Annotated in this window: 12 protein-coding genes; all 12 read left to right on the top strand. The window is 63.1% G+C overall.

The features are described from left to right. Positions 1 to 2: 2 nt before the first annotated feature. From ABQY74_RS12860 to nuoN, 12 genes are read left to right on the top strand one after another with little or no spacing between them, the layout of a single operon-like run. Positions 3 to 755: an NADH-quinone oxidoreductase subunit C gene (locus ABQY74_RS12860; RefSeq protein WP_024937980.1), complete on the top strand. Its 753-nt coding sequence runs from the start codon at positions 3 to 5 to the stop codon at positions 753 to 755. Next, complete coding sequence (locus tag ABQY74_RS12855) at positions 752 to 2,059, top strand: NADH-quinone oxidoreductase subunit D (protein ID WP_016902995.1); 1,308 nt, start codon at positions 752 to 754, stop codon at positions 2,057 to 2,059. The genes ABQY74_RS12860 and ABQY74_RS12855 overlap by 4 nt, the downstream gene beginning before the upstream one ends. Further along, positions 2,056 to 2,583 (top strand): NADH-quinone oxidoreductase subunit NuoE, encoded by a 528-nt coding sequence (gene nuoE / locus ABQY74_RS12850; RefSeq protein WP_016902996.1) that lies wholly within the window; start codon positions 2,056 to 2,058, stop codon positions 2,581 to 2,583. Before ABQY74_RS12855 ends, nuoE begins: the two co-directional genes overlap by 4 nt. 3 nt (positions 2,584 to 2,586) lie before the next feature. Next, a complete protein-coding gene (gene nuoF / locus ABQY74_RS12845; protein WP_024937978.1) occupies positions 2,587 to 3,921 on the top strand; it encodes an NADH-quinone oxidoreductase subunit NuoF in 1,335 nt (444 codons plus the stop codon). Beyond that, the gene (nuoG, locus tag ABQY74_RS12840; RefSeq protein WP_104573549.1) at positions 3,918 to 6,152 is read left to right on the top strand and encodes an NADH-quinone oxidoreductase subunit NuoG; all 2,235 of its coding nucleotides are present in this window, start codon (positions 3,918 to 3,920) and stop codon (positions 6,150 to 6,152) included. The genes nuoF and nuoG overlap by 4 nt, the downstream gene beginning before the upstream one ends. Continuing rightward, a complete protein-coding gene (gene nuoH / locus ABQY74_RS12835; protein WP_039522183.1) occupies positions 6,149 to 7,240 on the top strand; it encodes an NADH-quinone oxidoreductase subunit NuoH in 1,092 nt (363 codons plus the stop codon). Before nuoG ends, nuoH begins: the two co-directional genes overlap by 4 nt. Before the next feature lie 3 nt (positions 7,241 to 7,243). Further along, positions 7,244 to 7,732, top strand: a complete 489-nt coding sequence (gene nuoI, locus ABQY74_RS12830) for an NADH-quinone oxidoreductase subunit NuoI (protein WP_002810206.1) — start codon at positions 7,244 to 7,246, stop codon at positions 7,730 to 7,732. Between the two features lie 4 nt (positions 7,733 to 7,736). Next, positions 7,737 to 8,399: an NADH-quinone oxidoreductase subunit J gene (locus ABQY74_RS12825; protein ID WP_172837831.1), complete on the top strand. Its 663-nt coding sequence runs from the start codon at positions 7,737 to 7,739 to the stop codon at positions 8,397 to 8,399. Beyond that, positions 8,396 to 8,701 carry an NADH-quinone oxidoreductase subunit NuoK gene (gene nuoK / locus ABQY74_RS12820; RefSeq protein WP_006450557.1) on the top strand — a complete coding sequence of 102 codons (306 nt, stop codon included), beginning with the start codon at positions 8,396 to 8,398 and terminating at the stop codon, positions 8,699 to 8,701. The genes ABQY74_RS12825 and nuoK overlap by 4 nt, the downstream gene beginning before the upstream one ends. A gap of 7 nt (positions 8,702 to 8,708) precedes the next feature. Continuing rightward, on the top strand, positions 8,709 to 10,868 hold the full coding sequence (gene nuoL, locus ABQY74_RS12815) for an NADH-quinone oxidoreductase subunit L (RefSeq protein ID WP_349791700.1): 2,160 nt from the start codon (positions 8,709 to 8,711) through the stop codon (positions 10,866 to 10,868). A gap of 20 nt (positions 10,869 to 10,888) precedes the next feature. Then, positions 10,889 to 12,391 (top strand): NADH-quinone oxidoreductase subunit M, encoded by a 1,503-nt coding sequence (locus ABQY74_RS12810; protein WP_039522180.1) that lies wholly within the window; start codon positions 10,889 to 10,891, stop codon positions 12,389 to 12,391. Between the two features lie 36 nt (positions 12,392 to 12,427). Then, a complete protein-coding gene (gene nuoN / locus ABQY74_RS12805; RefSeq protein ID WP_349791698.1) occupies positions 12,428 to 13,888 on the top strand; it encodes an NADH-quinone oxidoreductase subunit NuoN in 1,461 nt (486 codons plus the stop codon). Positions 13,889 to 13,913 lie beyond the last annotated feature (25 nt).

The following is a 13,913-nucleotide window of genomic DNA, read 5'->3' as shown; positions in this document are numbered from 1 at the left end:
CCATGGCAGAGCAAGCATCTTCCTTCACTGACCGACTTGCGGCACGTTTCGCCGGTGCGCAGATCGCCGTGGCATTGCCGCGCGGCGAAGTGACGCTGGAAGTCGCTGCAGCCGATTGGCACGCCACCTGTCTGGCCCTGCGCGACGAGCTCGGTTTCGAACAGCTCAGCGACCTGTGCGGCGTCGATTACCTGGGCTACGGCAGCGACGAGTGGGATACCGCCGACGTGTCGTCGCAGGGCTTCAGTCGCGGCGTCGAGGGCAAGGCCGTCGGTCGTTTCGCCTGGGGCGAATTTCCCAGCCAGGAAAGTTCCGACGGCGCCCATCCGCAGCACATGCCCAAGCAGCGCTTTGCGGTGGTCGCGCAGCTGATCTCCTACCAGCACAACCAGCGTCTGCGCGTGCGTTGCTACGCACCGGACGAACAGGTGCCGGTGGTGGCCTCGTTGACCGATATCTGGCCCGGCGTGAACTGGTTCGAACGCGAAGCCTTCGACCTGTTCGGCATCGTCTTCGATGGCCATCCGGACCTGCGCCGCATCCTGACCGACTACGGATTTGTCGGCCATCCGTTCCGCAAGGATTTCCCGCTGATCGGCAACGTCGAAGTGCGTTACGACGATGAGCGCAAGCGTGTCGTGTACGAGCCGGTGACCTCGGTCGAGCCGCGCGTCGGTGTGCCGCGCGTGATCCGCGACGATGCCCGTTATGAGACTGCCGCTGGTGAAGTGGGCAAGTCGGAGACCGCCAAGTGAGTGAGTTCCGCCAGGCAACCGATGCCTTCGCGAGCAATCCTGTCGAAAGCAAGCAGGAAATCCGCAATTACACGATGAACTTCGGCCCGCAGCATCCTGCGGCGCACGGCGTGCTGCGCCTGATCCTGGAAATGGACGGCGAGACCGTGGTGCGTGCCGATCCGCATATCGGCCTGCTGCACCGTGGCACCGAGAAGCTGGCCGAATCCAAGCCGTTCAACCAGTCGGTTCCGTACATGGACCGCCTGGATTACGTGTCGATGATGTGCAACGAGCACGCCTACGTGCGCGCGATCGAGTCCCTGATGGGCATCGAAGTGCCCGAGCGTGCGCACTACATCCGCACCATGTTCGATGAGATCACCCGCATCAAGAACCACCTGATGTGGGTCGGTTCCAACGCGCTCGACCTGGGCGCGATGGCGGTGATGCTGTACGCGTTCCGCGAGCGCGAAGAATTGATGGACGTCTACGAGGCGGTCAGTGGTGCGCGCATGCACGCTGCCTACTACCGTCCCGGCGGCGTGTATCGCGATCTGCCCGATCGCATGCCCAAGTACAAGGAGTCCCGCTGGCACAAGGGCGGTGCACTGAAGAAGCTCAATGCAGCGCGCGAAGGCTCGATGCTGGACTTCCTCGAGGATTTCACCAATACGTTCCCGTCGCGTGTGGACGAGTACGAGACGCTGCTGACCGACAACCGTATCTGGAAGCAGCGTACCGTCGACGTCGGCATCATCAGCCCGGATCTGGCGCGTGCCTGGGGCATGACCGGCCCGATGCTGCGTGGCTCGGGCATCGAATGGGACCTGCGCAAGAAGCAGCCGTACGCCAAGTACGACGCGGTGGAGTTCGACGTGCCGGTCGGCACCAATGGCGATTGCTACGACCGCTATCTGGTGCGCGTGGCCGAGATGCGCGAGTCCAACCGCATCATCAAGCAGTGTGTGAAGTGGCTGAAGGCCAACCCCGGCCCGGTCATGGTCACCAATTTCAAGGTCGCTCCGCCAAGCCGCGAAGGCATGAAGGACGACATGGAAGCGCTGATCCATCACTTCAAGCTGTTCAGTGAAGGCTACTGCGTGCCGGCCGGCGAAACCTATTGCGCGGTCGAAGCGCCCAAGGGCGAGTTCGGCTGCTACCTGATGTCCGATGGCGCCAACAAGCCGTTCCGCGTGCATCTGCGCGCGCCGGGCTTTGCGCATCTGTCGTCGATGGACGCGGTGGTGCGTGGCTATCTGCTGGCCGACGTCGTGGCGATGATCGGTACTTACGATTTGGTTTTCGGTGAGGTTGACCGATGAAGGCGACGGGTAATTTCGAAGCGGCGCGCGACGTCGATCCGCAGGTGGTGCTGAGCGACAAGACGCGCGCGCACATCGATCACTGGTTGAGCAAGTTCCCGCCCGATCGCAAGCGTTCGGCCGTGCTGCAGGGCCTGCACGCTGCGCAGGAGCAGAACCAGGGCTGGCTGACCGACGAGCTGATTGTCGGCGTGGCCAAGTATCTGGACCTGCCGCCGGTGTGGGCCTACGAGGTCGCCAGCTTCTACTCGATGTTCGAGACCGAGAAGGTCGGCCGCCATAACGTGGCGTTCTGCACCAACATCAGCTGCTGGCTCAACGGCGCCGAAGATCTGCTGGCGCACGCGGAGAAGAAACTGGGTTGCAAGCTGGGGCAGTCGACGGCCGATGGCCGCGTCTACCTCAAGCGCGAAGAAGAGTGCCTGGCGGCCTGCTCTGCAGCGCCGATGATGGTCATCAACGGCCATTACCACGAGCACCTGACGAAAGAGAAGGTCGACGCGCTGCTGGACGGGCTGGAGTAAGACATGGCACATCATCACGCACCCTCAGGCCCGGTCGGTCCGGCGCCGTTGCCGCATCAGGTCGTCTACACAACGCTGCACTACGACACCCCGTGGTCGTACGAGAGCTATCTGAAAACCGGTGGCTACGCCGCGCTGCGCAAGATCCTCGAAGAGAAGATCGCGCCGGCCGACGTCATCGAGATGGTCAAGGCGTCCAACCTGCGCGGCCGTGGCGGCGCGGGCTTTCCGACCGGCCTGAAGTGGTCGTTCATGCCCAAGGGCACGATGCAGAAGTACATCCTGTGCAACTCGGACGAATCCGAGCCGGGCACCTGCAAGGACCGCGACATCCTGCGTTACAACCCGCACTCGGTGGTGGAGGGCATGGCGATCGCCTGCTACGCCACCGGCTCGACCGTGGGCTACAACTACCTGCGTGGCGAGTTCCACCACGAGCCGTTCGAGAACTTCGAGCTTGCGCTGGCTGATGCCTATGCCAACGGCTGGCTGGGCAAGAACATCCTCGGCAGCGGCGTGGATATCGATATCTACGGTGCGCTGGGTGCCGGCGCCTACATCTGCGGCGAAGAAACCGCGCTGATGGAATCGCTGGAAGGCAAGAAGGGCCAGCCGCGCTACAAGCCGCCGTTCCCGGCCAACTTCGGCCTGTACGGCAAGCCGACCACCATCAACAACACCGAGACCTATGCGTCGGTGCCGGCGATCATTCGCAACGGTCCGGAATGGTTCCTGGGGCTGAGCAAGACCAAGAACGGCGGCCCCAAGATCTTCTCGGTGTCCGGCTGCGTGCAGAAGGGCGGCAATTTCGAAGTGCCGCTCGGCACCACCTTCGACGAACTGCTGGAAATGGCCGGTGGCCTGCGTCCGGGCCGCAAGCTCAAGGGCGTGGTGCCTGGCGGCGTGTCGATGCCGGTGCTGAAGGCCGACCAGGTTGCCGGGCTGCAGATGGACTACGACACCTTGCGTGCGCTCGGCACCGGCCTGGGGTCGGGTGCGATCGTGGTGCTGGATGACAGCGTGTGCTGCGTGCGCTTCGCCTGCCGCATCTCGCAGTTCTTCCACAAGGAATCCTGCGGCCAGTGCACCCCGTGCCGCGAGGGCACCGGCTGGATGCACCGCGTGCTGGAGCGCATCGTTGCCGGCAAGGCGACGATGGAAGACCTGCATCAGCTGCGCACCGTTGCCGGCCAGATCGAAGGACACACCATCTGTGCCTTCGGCGAGGCGGCGGCGTGGCCGATCCAAGGCTTCCTGCGCCAGTTCTGGGACGAGTTCGAGTACTACATCGTCAACGGTCGTTCGATCGTCGACACGCACGTCGGAGTGGCCGCATGAGCGCCCAACCAGTGAACCCCAACGTGCCACCGGACCATGTCACCGTCGAGATCGACGGCCAGTCCCTGGTGGTGCCGAAGGGTTCGATGATCATCCAGGCGGCCGACAAGGCCGGCATCCCGATCCCGCGCTTCTGCTACCACGAGAAGCTGCCGATCGCGGCCAACTGCCGCATGTGCCTGGTGGACGTCGAGAAATCCCCGAAGCCGTCGCCCGCCTGCGCCACGCCGGTGATGGACGGCATGAAGGTCACCACGCGTAGCGAAAAGGCGCTGAAGTACCAGCGCAGCGTGATGGAATTCCTGCTGATCAACCATCCGCTGGACTGCCCGATCTGCGATCAGGGCGGCGAGTGCGAACTGCAGGACGTGTCGCTCGGTTATGGCCGTTCGGTCAGCCGCTTCAACGAACGCAAGCGCGTGGTGCCGGACGAGGACATCGGCCCGCTGGTTGCCACCGAAATGACCCGCTGCATCCAGTGCACCCGCTGCGTGCGTTTCACCGCAGACATTGCCGGCACCTACGAGCTGGGTGGCATGTATCGCGGCGAGAACCTGCAGATCGGCACCTACGACGGCAAGCCGCTGACCACCGAAATCTCCGGCAACGTCATCGACGTCTGCCCGGTGGGCGCGCTGACCAACAAGGTGTTCCAGTTCCGTGCGCGTCCGTGGGAGCTGATGGCGCGCGAGTCGCTCGGCTACCACGATGCGATGGGCTCGAATCTGTTCCTGCACGTGCGTCGCGGCGAAGTGCTACGCACCGTGCCGCGCGAGAACGAGGCGGTCAACGAGTGCTGGCTGTCCGACCGCGATCGTTATTCGCATCAGGGCCTGTATGCGGAAGACCGTGCGGTCAAGCCGCTGAAGAAGGTCAACGGGCAATGGACCGAGGTGAGCTGGGCCGAAGGTCTGGCCGCCGCGACACAGATCCTGCGGGACAACGCCGGCGATCAGCTCGGTGTGCTGGTGCATCCGTCCACCTCCAACGAAGAGGGCGCCTTGCTCGCACGTCTGGCCGAAGGCCTGAACAGCGGCAATCTGGATCACCGCCTGCTCAATCGCGATTTCTCCGATGCCGCGGTGGCCGAAGCGTTCGCCACGCCGCTGGCCGAGATCGAGCGCGCCGATGTAGTGGTGCTGTTCGGCACCAACGTACGTCACGAGCTGCCGTTGCTGCATGCCCGCCTGCGCAAGGCCAGCATCCAGAACGGAACGCAGATCCATTCGGTCAACCCGGTCGATTTCGATTTTGCCTTCACCCAGGCGAGCCGCACGGTCGTTGCGCCGTCGCAGCTGGCCGGTGCCCTGGACAATGCGGCGTTGCGCGATGCGGTTAAGGGCGCCACGCGCGCCGTGATCGTGGTCGGCGCACTGGCTGAAAACCACCCGCAGGCTGCCGCATTGCGTGCCGCTGCACGCGACTTTGCCGCTGCAACCCGCGCCTCGCTGTGCCGCATCCCGCAGGGTGCGAACGCGGTCGGTCTGGTGTCGCAGGGTGTGTTGCCGACCGCACGCGATGTCGCCGGCATGCTGGCGCAGCCGCGCCAGGCCTACGTGCTGTATGGCATCGAGCCGGGTCTGGATTTCGCCGATGCCGCCGCTGCACGCAGCGCCTTGGCGGGTGCCAAGGTGGTCGCGTTCAGCCAGTTTGCCTGCGCCTCGACGCGCGACGTGGCCGATGTGATCCTGCCGATCGGTGCGCTGCCGGAAATCGACGCATCGCTGACCAATCTGGATGGCCGCGTGCAGACCGCACGTGCCGCCGGTCGCCTGCCGGTCGAAGCCCGCGAAGGTTGGCGCGTACTGCGTGCACTTGGTGGCGAGCTGGGTCTGGCCGGTTTCGAATTCATCGATCTGGTCGGCCTGCGTGCCGGCATGCAGAACCGTTCCGTCAGCCCTGTCGCCTCGGCGCAGCCGGCTGCGGCCAGCGACGGGCTGGAAGTTGCCGCCACCGCTGCGATCTATCGCACCGATGCGGTGGTGCGTCGCGCCGCCGCGCTGCAGTCGCATCCGCTCAACATCGCGCCGTGTGTGGCGATGCATCCGGAGCAGGCTGCGCAGTTGCAGGTCGGCGCTGGTCAGATGGTCAAGGTCGGTACCGACGCCGGTAAGGCGACGTTGCCGGTAGTGCTGGACAAGCGCGTCGCACCGGGCACGGTGTGGATCGAATCCGGCCATGGCGCAACCGCGCCGCTCGGTGCCGGTCGTGTAACGGTGGTGGCTGCATGAACGAATTGCTGTTGAACCTGGTCGATCCCCTGCACCAGTGGTTTGTCGGTCTGGGCGATGGCGGCGTGGTGCTGTGGACCGTGCTGAAGATCCTGCTGATCACCGTGCCGGTGATCGTGTCGGTGGCCTTCTACGTGGTCTGGGAGCGCAAGCTGATCGGCTGGATGCACGTGCGTCACGGGCCGATGTACGTGGGCATGGGCATCTTCCAGGCCTTCGCCGACGTGTTCAAACTCCTGTTCAAGGAGATCGTGCAACCGAGCAGCTCGCACAAGGCGATGTTCATCATCGCGCCGTTGCTGACCCTGGCACCGGCCTTCGCGGCCTGGTCGGTGGTGCCCTTCGACGCGCAGCTGGTGCTGTCCAACGCCAACGTCGGTTTGCTGTATCTGCTGGCGATGACCTCGCTGGGCGTGTACGGCATCATCCTGGCCGGCTGGGCGTCCAACTCCAAGTACGCGTTCCTGGGTGCGATGCGCTCGGCCGCGCAGGTGGTCAGCTACGAGATCGCGATGGGCTTTGCGTTGGTCGGCGTGATGATTGCTTCCGGCAGCGTCAACCTGAGCCAGATCGTATTCGCGCAGGCGGGCAGCTCGGGCTTCTTCGACTGGTTCCTGATTCCGCTGTTCCCGTTGTTCATCGTGTACTGGGTGTCCGGCGTCGCCGAAACCAACCGCGCGCCGTTCGACGTGGTGGAAGGCGAATCGGAAATCGTCGCCGGCCACATGGTGGAGTACTCGGGCGGTGCGTTCGCGCTGTTCTTCCTGGCCGAATACGCCAACATGATCCTGGTCAGCTTCCTGATCTCGATCTTCTTCCTGGGCGGCTGGTTGAGCCCGATCCAGGGTTGGGTCAATGCGGATATCTCGCCGTGGATCGACTGGTTGTGGAAGGGCGGTTGGCCGTGGCTGCTGATGAAGGTGTTCTTCTTCGCCAGCGCCTACATCTGGTTCCGTGCCAGCTTCCCGCGCTACCGCTATGACCAGATCATGCGTCTGGGCTGGAAGGTGTTCATTCCGCTCACGATCGTTTGGATCGCAGTGACGGCGTTGATGGTGTTTTACGGCGTGATCCAGAAGGGCGTGTAACTGATGAACAAGATCACCCATTACTTCAAGAGCCTGCTCCTGCTCGAACTGCTAGGCGGCCTGTGGCTGACGTTGAAATACACGTTCAAGCCCAAGTACACCGTGCTGTATCCGATGGAGAAGTTCCCGCAGTCGCCGCGTTTCCGTGGCCTGCACGCATTGCGTCGCTATCCCAACGGCGAAGAGCGCTGCATCGCCTGCAAGCTGTGCGAAGCGGTGTGCCCGGCGCTGGCGATCACCATCGACTCGGCCAAACGCGAAGACGGCTCACGCCGCACCACGCGCTACGACATCGATCTGTTCAAGTGCATCTTCTGCGGCTTCTGCGAAGAAAGCTGCCCGGTGGACTCGATCGTCGAGACGCACATCCTCGAGTACCACTTCGAGAAGCGTGGCGAGAATATTGTCAACAAGCCGCAGCTGCTGGCGATCGGAGACCGGTTCGAAACCGAGATCGCCGAGCGTCGCGCTGCCGATGCCGCCTTCCGTTGAGGTCATGATGGACTGGGTCACTATTGCTTTTTACGCCTTCTCCGCCGTCGCGGTCGTGTCCGCCGGTGCGGTGATCAGCGTGCGCAACCCTGTGTACGCCGTGTTGTGCCTGATCCTCACCTTCTTCTCGATGGCATGCATCTGGTTGCTGGTCGGCGCCGAGTTCCTCGGCGTGACGCTGGTGCTGGTCTACGTCGGCGCGGTGATGGTGCTGTTCCTGTTCGTGGTGATGATGCTGGACATCGACACCAGCCGCCTGCGCGAAGGGTGGGTCAAGTACATGCCGGTCGGTGTCATCGTGGCGGTTGCCATGCTGGCGCAGATGGTCACCCTGATCGGGGTCAAGGCGCGCAGTGCCGCACCGTTCCCGGCCGATAACGCCGCTGCGCAGGCCGCCGACGTGTCGAACCTGACCTGGCTGGCCAAGACCCTCTACACCCAGTTCCTGCTGCCGTTCGAGTTCGCCGCGGTGATCCTGACCGTGGCCGTGGTGGCCGCGGTGATGCTGACCCTGCGCAAGCGCACCGGCATCAAGCACCAGAATGCGGGCGAGCAGTCGCGGGTGAAGGCGGGCGATCGTCTGCGCATGGTCAAAATGGCGGTTGAAAAGCCGGTACAGGTCGCGCCGAAGCTGGATGCGGCCGACGGACAGGAGGCGAAGTCTTGATTACCTTGGGCCACCTGCTGGGACTGGGCGCGGTGCTGTTCTGCATCTCCCTGGCCGGCATCTTCCTCAACCGCAAGAACGTCATCGTGCTGCTGATGTCGATCGAGCTGATGCTGCTGTCGGTCAACGTCAACTTCATTGCGTTCTCGCGCGAGCTTGGCGACCCCGCCGGTCAGCTGTTCGTGTTCTTCATCCTGACCGTTGCCGCCGCAGAGGCTGCGATCGGCCTTGCGATCCTGGTGACTCTGTTCCGCACGCGCCGCACGATCAATGTGGCCGAAGTCGATACGTTGAAGGGCTGACCTGTAGATGGAAATCACTCTCTCCAAGAGTCTGTTGATCGCGGTGGTGCTTGCACCGCTGGTCGGCAGCATCATCGCCGGCCTGTTCGGTCGCCAGGTAGGGCGCAAGGGCGCGCAATACGTCACCATCCTGGGCGTGGCGGTCAGCTGCGTGCTGTCGTGCCTGACGCTGTATCAATTGGTGGGGCAGGGCGCCAGCCCGTTCAACCAGAACCTGTACACCTTCTTCGATGTCGGTAACTACTCGGCGCATGTCGGCTTCATGGTCGATCGCCTGACCGCGATGATGATGGTGGTGGTGACCTTCGTGTCGCTGCTGGTGCACATCTACACCATCGGCTACATGGAAGAAGACCCGGGCTACCAGCGTTTCTTCAGCTACATCTCGTTGTTCACCTTCTCCATGCTCACGCTGGTGATGAGCAACAACTTCCTGCAGCTGTTCTTCGGCTGGGAAGCGGTGGGTCTGGTGTCCTACCTGTTGATCGGTTTCTGGTTCAAGCGCCCGACCGCCGTGTTCGCCAACATGAAGGCGTTCCTGGTCAATCGCGTCGGCGATTTCGGCTTCATTCTCGGCATCGCCGGTGTGCTGCTGTGGTTCGGCTCGCTGGATTACTCCACCGTGTTCGCTAACGCGACCACCATGGCCGGTGCCAAGGTGCAGCTGTTCGCGGGGCACGAATGGAGCGTGATGACGCTGATCTGCATCTGCCTGTTCATCGGCGCGATGGGCAAGTCGGCGCAGGTGCCGCTGCACGTGTGGCTGCCGGACTCGATGGAAGGCCCGACCCCGATTTCAGCACTGATCCATGCCGCCACGATGGTGACCGCCGGTATCTTCATGGTCGCGCGCATGTCGCCGCTGTTCGAGCTGTCGGAAACCGCGTTGAACTTCATCCTGTTCATCGGTGCGACCACGGCCTTCTTCACCGGCCTGATCGGCATCGTGCAGAACGACATCAAGCGCGTGGTTGCGTATTCCACGCTGTCGCAGCTGGGCTACATGACCGTGGCGCTGGGCGTGTCGGCGTATTCGGCCGCCGTGTTCCACCTGATGACGCATGCCTTCTTCAAGGCGCTGCTGTTCCTGGCGGCCGGTTCGGTCATCATCGGCATGCACCACGAACAGGACATGCGCAAGATGGGCGGCCTGCGCAAGTACATGAAGGTGACCTACTGGACCAGCGTTATCGGTACCTTGGCGCTGGTCGGCACGCCGTTCTTCTCCGGCTTCTACTCCAAGGACACCATCATCGAGGCAGCCGCACACCATGCCCATGAGTCGCATAGCTGGATCGCGACCTATGGCTATTGGGCAGTGCTCGGCGGCGTGCTGGTGACCAGCTTCTACAGCTTCCGCCTGTTGTTCCTGACCTTCCACGGCAAGGAACGCTTCCGCGATGCCCATGCGCACGATGCGCATGCACACCACGACAGTGCGCACACCGATGCCGAGGCGCAGGTCCATGCGCACGACGCACATGCACACGATACGCACACCCACGACGACCACGGTCATGGCCACCATGGCGCCCACGAGCCGCACGAATCCAAGTGGGTGGTGACGCTGCCGTTGATCCTGCTCGCGATCCCGTCGGTGGCGATCGGTTTCTTCACCATCGGCCCGATGCTGTTCGGCACCGACTGGCAGGGCCATCACGCCGCGCATGCGCTCAAGGGGCAGGCAGTGTCGTTCTTCACCGGCATCGTCGATTTCTACGATCCAGCGCGTGACACCGTCGGCGCACTGGCCGAAGAGTTCCATGGCCCGGTTGCCTTCGCGGTGCATGGCATGATGGCGGCACCGTTCTTCCTGACGGTCGCCGGCCTGCTGCTGGCTGCGCTGTTCTATCTGTGGAAGCCGGAACTGGCCACCAAGTCGCGCAAGGCGTTCGCGCCGGTGGTGTGGCTGCTGGAAAACAAGTACGGCTTCGACAAGCTCTGGATCAATGGCTTCGCCGGTGGCGGCGTGGTCCTTGGCAAGGCGTCACGTGCCATCGATACCCATGTGGTCGACGGTGTCGTCGTCAATGGTTCTGCCCGACTGATCGACCTGGCTGCAAATCTGCTGCGTCGCACGCAATCCGGTTTCCTCTATCACTACGCCTTCGCAATGATCATCGGTTTGATCGCCTTGTTGGCGGTACTGATGCATTTCTGGCGTTGACCTGTACGGAATAAGAAAACGTGTCGAACTGGCCTTTACTGTCTATCTTGATCTGGCTGCCGATTATCGGTGGCGCCTTGATCCTTGCGTTGCGCAACGCCGAGACTGCCCGCTGGGCATCGTTGGCGGTGGCGGTGGCGACCTTTGTGCTGAGTCTGCCGCTGCTGGGCTACGACACCGCCAATGACGCCATGCAGTTCATCGAACTGCATGCCTGGATCCCGGCCTACAACATCGGCTACAACCTGGGCGTGGACGGCATCGCGGTCGCGTTGATCGTGCTGACCACGCTGGTGACGGTGCTGGCGCTGATCGGCGCCTGGCGCTCGATCGACAAGCGCGTCAATCAGTACGTCGCCGCCTTCCTGATTCTGGAAGGCGTCACGGTCGGCATCTTTGCCGCGACCGACGCGATGCTGTTCTATGTCTTCTTCGAAGCCATGCTGATCCCGATGTTCCTGATCATCGGCGTCTGGGGCGGTCCGCGGCGCATCTACGCGGCGATGAAGTTCTTCCTGTACACCTTCCTCGGCTCGGTGCTGATGCTGGTGGGCCTGGTCTACCTGTACCTGAAGGGCGGCAGCTTCCAGCTGGCCGATCTCTACGCGCTGCAGCTGACCGCCAAGGAACAGACCTGGATCTTCTTCGCCTTCCTGATCGCGTTTGCGGTCAAGGTGCCGATGTTCCCGGTGCACACCTGGCTGCCGGACGCGCACGTCGAAGCGCCGACCGCCGGTTCGGTGATCCTGGCTGCGATCGCGTTGAAGATCGGTGGCTACGGCTTCCTGCGCTTCAACCTGCCGATCGTGCCGGATGCAAGCCACGAGTTCGCCTGGCTGGTGATCACGCTGTCGCTGATCGCGGTGATCTACGTCGGTCTGGTGGCCCTGGTGCAGGACGACATGAAGAAGCTGGTGGCGTATTCGTCCATCGCGCACATGGGCTTTGTCACCCTCGGCACCTTCATCGCCTTCACCCTGGTGCGTGAGTACGGCAGCACCGATGCCGCCCGTCTGGGCCTGCAGGGTGCAATGGTGCAGATGATTTCGCACGGCTTCGTGTCCGGTGCGATGTTCTCCTGCATCGGCGTGCTGTACGACCGCATGCATACCCGCCGCATCGCCGATTACGGCGGCGTGGTCAACGTGATGCCGTGGTTTGCGACGTTCTCCATGCTGTTTTTCATGGCCAATGCCGGCCTGCCGGGCACCAGTGGTTTCGTCGGCGAGTTCATGGTGATTCTGGCCAGCTTCCAGAAACACCCGCTGGTTGCCTTCGCTGCCGCCACCACGCTGGTGATTACCGCTGCTTATACGCTGTGGCTGTACAAGCGCGTGTTCTTCGGCGAAGTGGCCAATGCCCATGTGGCCGAGCTGAAGGACATCAATGGCCGTGAGGCGTTCGTGCTGGGGGTGTTCGCCGTTGGCGTGCTGGCCCTGGGCCTGTATCCGAAGCCGCTGACCGATCTGATGGAACCATCGATCGCCAAGCTGGCTACCCAGATTGCCGCGTCCAAGCTGTAACAGCTTGCCGTACGTTTTGATTTCCAGGATTTGATGATGACCACGCCAACGCTCGCGCCGTTGACCACCGCTGACCTGGCTCCGCTTGTTCCGGAGCTGGTGCTGATCGGCGGCGCCTTTGCACTGCTGATGCTCGACCTGTTCGTGAGCCAGCGGAACAAGGTCTGGACCCACCTGTTCTCCGTCGCCGTGCTTGCGGTGGTGTTCGCGTTATTGGCGACCGGTACGGGCGGGCAGGGCGAGATCTTCCACGGTATGTTCGTGCGCGACACCGCGGCCGACGTGATGAAGACGGTGATCGTGCTGGTCAGCGGCCTTAGCCTGGTCTACGGCTGGACCTACCTGCGCGAACGCAATCTCTACCAGGGCGAGATCCCGGTGCTGGTGTTGTTCGCCACCGCCGGCATGATGCTGCTGACCTCGGCCGGCAGCCTGCTGATGGTGTACCTGGGCCTGGAACTGCTCGCGCTGTGCTCGTACGCATTGGTCGCCTCCAATCGCGACAACGGCCTGGCCACCGAAGCGGCGATGAAGTACTTCGTGCTCGGTTCACTGGCTTCGGGCCTGCTGCTGTATGGCATGTCGCTGGTCTACGGCGCCACCGGTACGCTGAGCCTGGGCGGCATCCATGACGCGATCGAAGGCTCCAACGAGCGCACGCTGCTGCTGACCGGCACCATCTTCATGATCGCGGGCGTGGCCTTCAAGCTGGGTGCCGCGCCGTTCCACATGTGGTTGCCTGACGTGTACCAGGGCGCGCCGGCGCCGATCGCCTTGTTCATCAGCTCTGCGCCCAAGCTCGCTGCCTTCGGTATGGCGTATCGCCTACTCGAGGTCGGCATGGGTCCGCTGTCGCCACAGTGGCATCTGTTGATTGGCGGCCTGTCTGCAGTGTCGCTGGTGATCGGCAACCTGATGGCAATTGCGCAGAGCAACCTCAAGCGCATGCTGGCGTACTCGACCGTCTCGCACATCGGCTTTCTGTTGATGGGCGTTGCCGGCGGTGGCGAGGAAGGCTATGCGGCGGCAATGTTCTACGCGGTGAGCTACACCATCATGTCGACTGCCGCGTTCGGCGCGATCATCGCGTTGTCGCGCAACGGCTTCGAAGCCGAGAACATCGACGACTTCAAGGGGCTCAATGCGCGCAATCCGTGGATGGCCGGCCTGGTGCTGTGCATCATGGCCTCGCTTGCGGGTATCCCGCCGTTCCTGGGTTTCTGGACCAAGCTGGCGGTACTCGGCGCCGCGGTCAAGGGCGACATGCTGTGGCTGGCCCTGGTCGGCGTGCTCTGCGCGGTGATCGGCGCGTTCTACTATCTGCGTGTCATCAAGGTCATGTACTTCGATGAGCCGGTGGGCGAGCCGCTGCCGGCCAGCAACGATCGTGTGCTGGGGACCGTGCTTGGCGTCAACGCGCTTGCGTTGCTTGCGCTGGGCCTGGCCTGGAGCCCGATCATGGTGTGGTGCCAGCGTGCATTTGCAGGCCTTGCCTGAGTCACGCGTCCTTGCATGACCTCGC

It is taken from the genome of Xanthomonas sp. WHRI 7064, from assembly GCF_040202355.2.
In the GTDB taxonomy this organism is placed as follows: Bacteria; Pseudomonadota; Gammaproteobacteria; order Xanthomonadales; family Xanthomonadaceae; genus Xanthomonas; species Xanthomonas arboricola.
This window is presented reverse-complemented; position numbering and strand designations above follow the sequence as displayed.

Excerpts from the sequence above, each read along its gene's own strand:
- ABQY74_RS12825 (WP_172837831.1), top strand. The coding sequence starts at position 7,737 with ATGATGGACTGGGTCACTATTGCTTTTTACGCCTTCTCCGCCGTCGCG.
- nuoG (WP_104573549.1), top strand. The coding sequence starts at position 3,918 with ATGAGCGCCCAACCAGTGAACCCCAACGTGCCACCGGACCATGTCACC.
- nuoE (WP_016902996.1), top strand. The coding sequence starts at position 2,056 with ATGAAGGCGACGGGTAATTTCGAAGCGGCGCGCGACGTCGATCCGCAG.
- nuoF (WP_024937978.1), top strand. The coding sequence starts at position 2,587 with ATGGCACATCATCACGCACCCTCAGGCCCGGTCGGTCCGGCGCCGTTG.
- nuoL (WP_349791700.1), top strand. The coding sequence starts at position 8,709 with ATGGAAATCACTCTCTCCAAGAGTCTGTTGATCGCGGTGGTGCTTGCA.
- ABQY74_RS12860 (WP_024937980.1), top strand. The coding sequence starts at position 3 with ATGGCAGAGCAAGCATCTTCCTTCACTGACCGACTTGCGGCACGTTTC.
- nuoI (WP_002810206.1), top strand. The coding sequence starts at position 7,244 with ATGAACAAGATCACCCATTACTTCAAGAGCCTGCTCCTGCTCGAACTG.
- nuoH (WP_039522183.1), top strand. The coding sequence starts at position 6,149 with ATGAACGAATTGCTGTTGAACCTGGTCGATCCCCTGCACCAGTGGTTT.
- nuoN (WP_349791698.1), top strand. The coding sequence starts at position 12,428 with ATGACCACGCCAACGCTCGCGCCGTTGACCACCGCTGACCTGGCTCCG.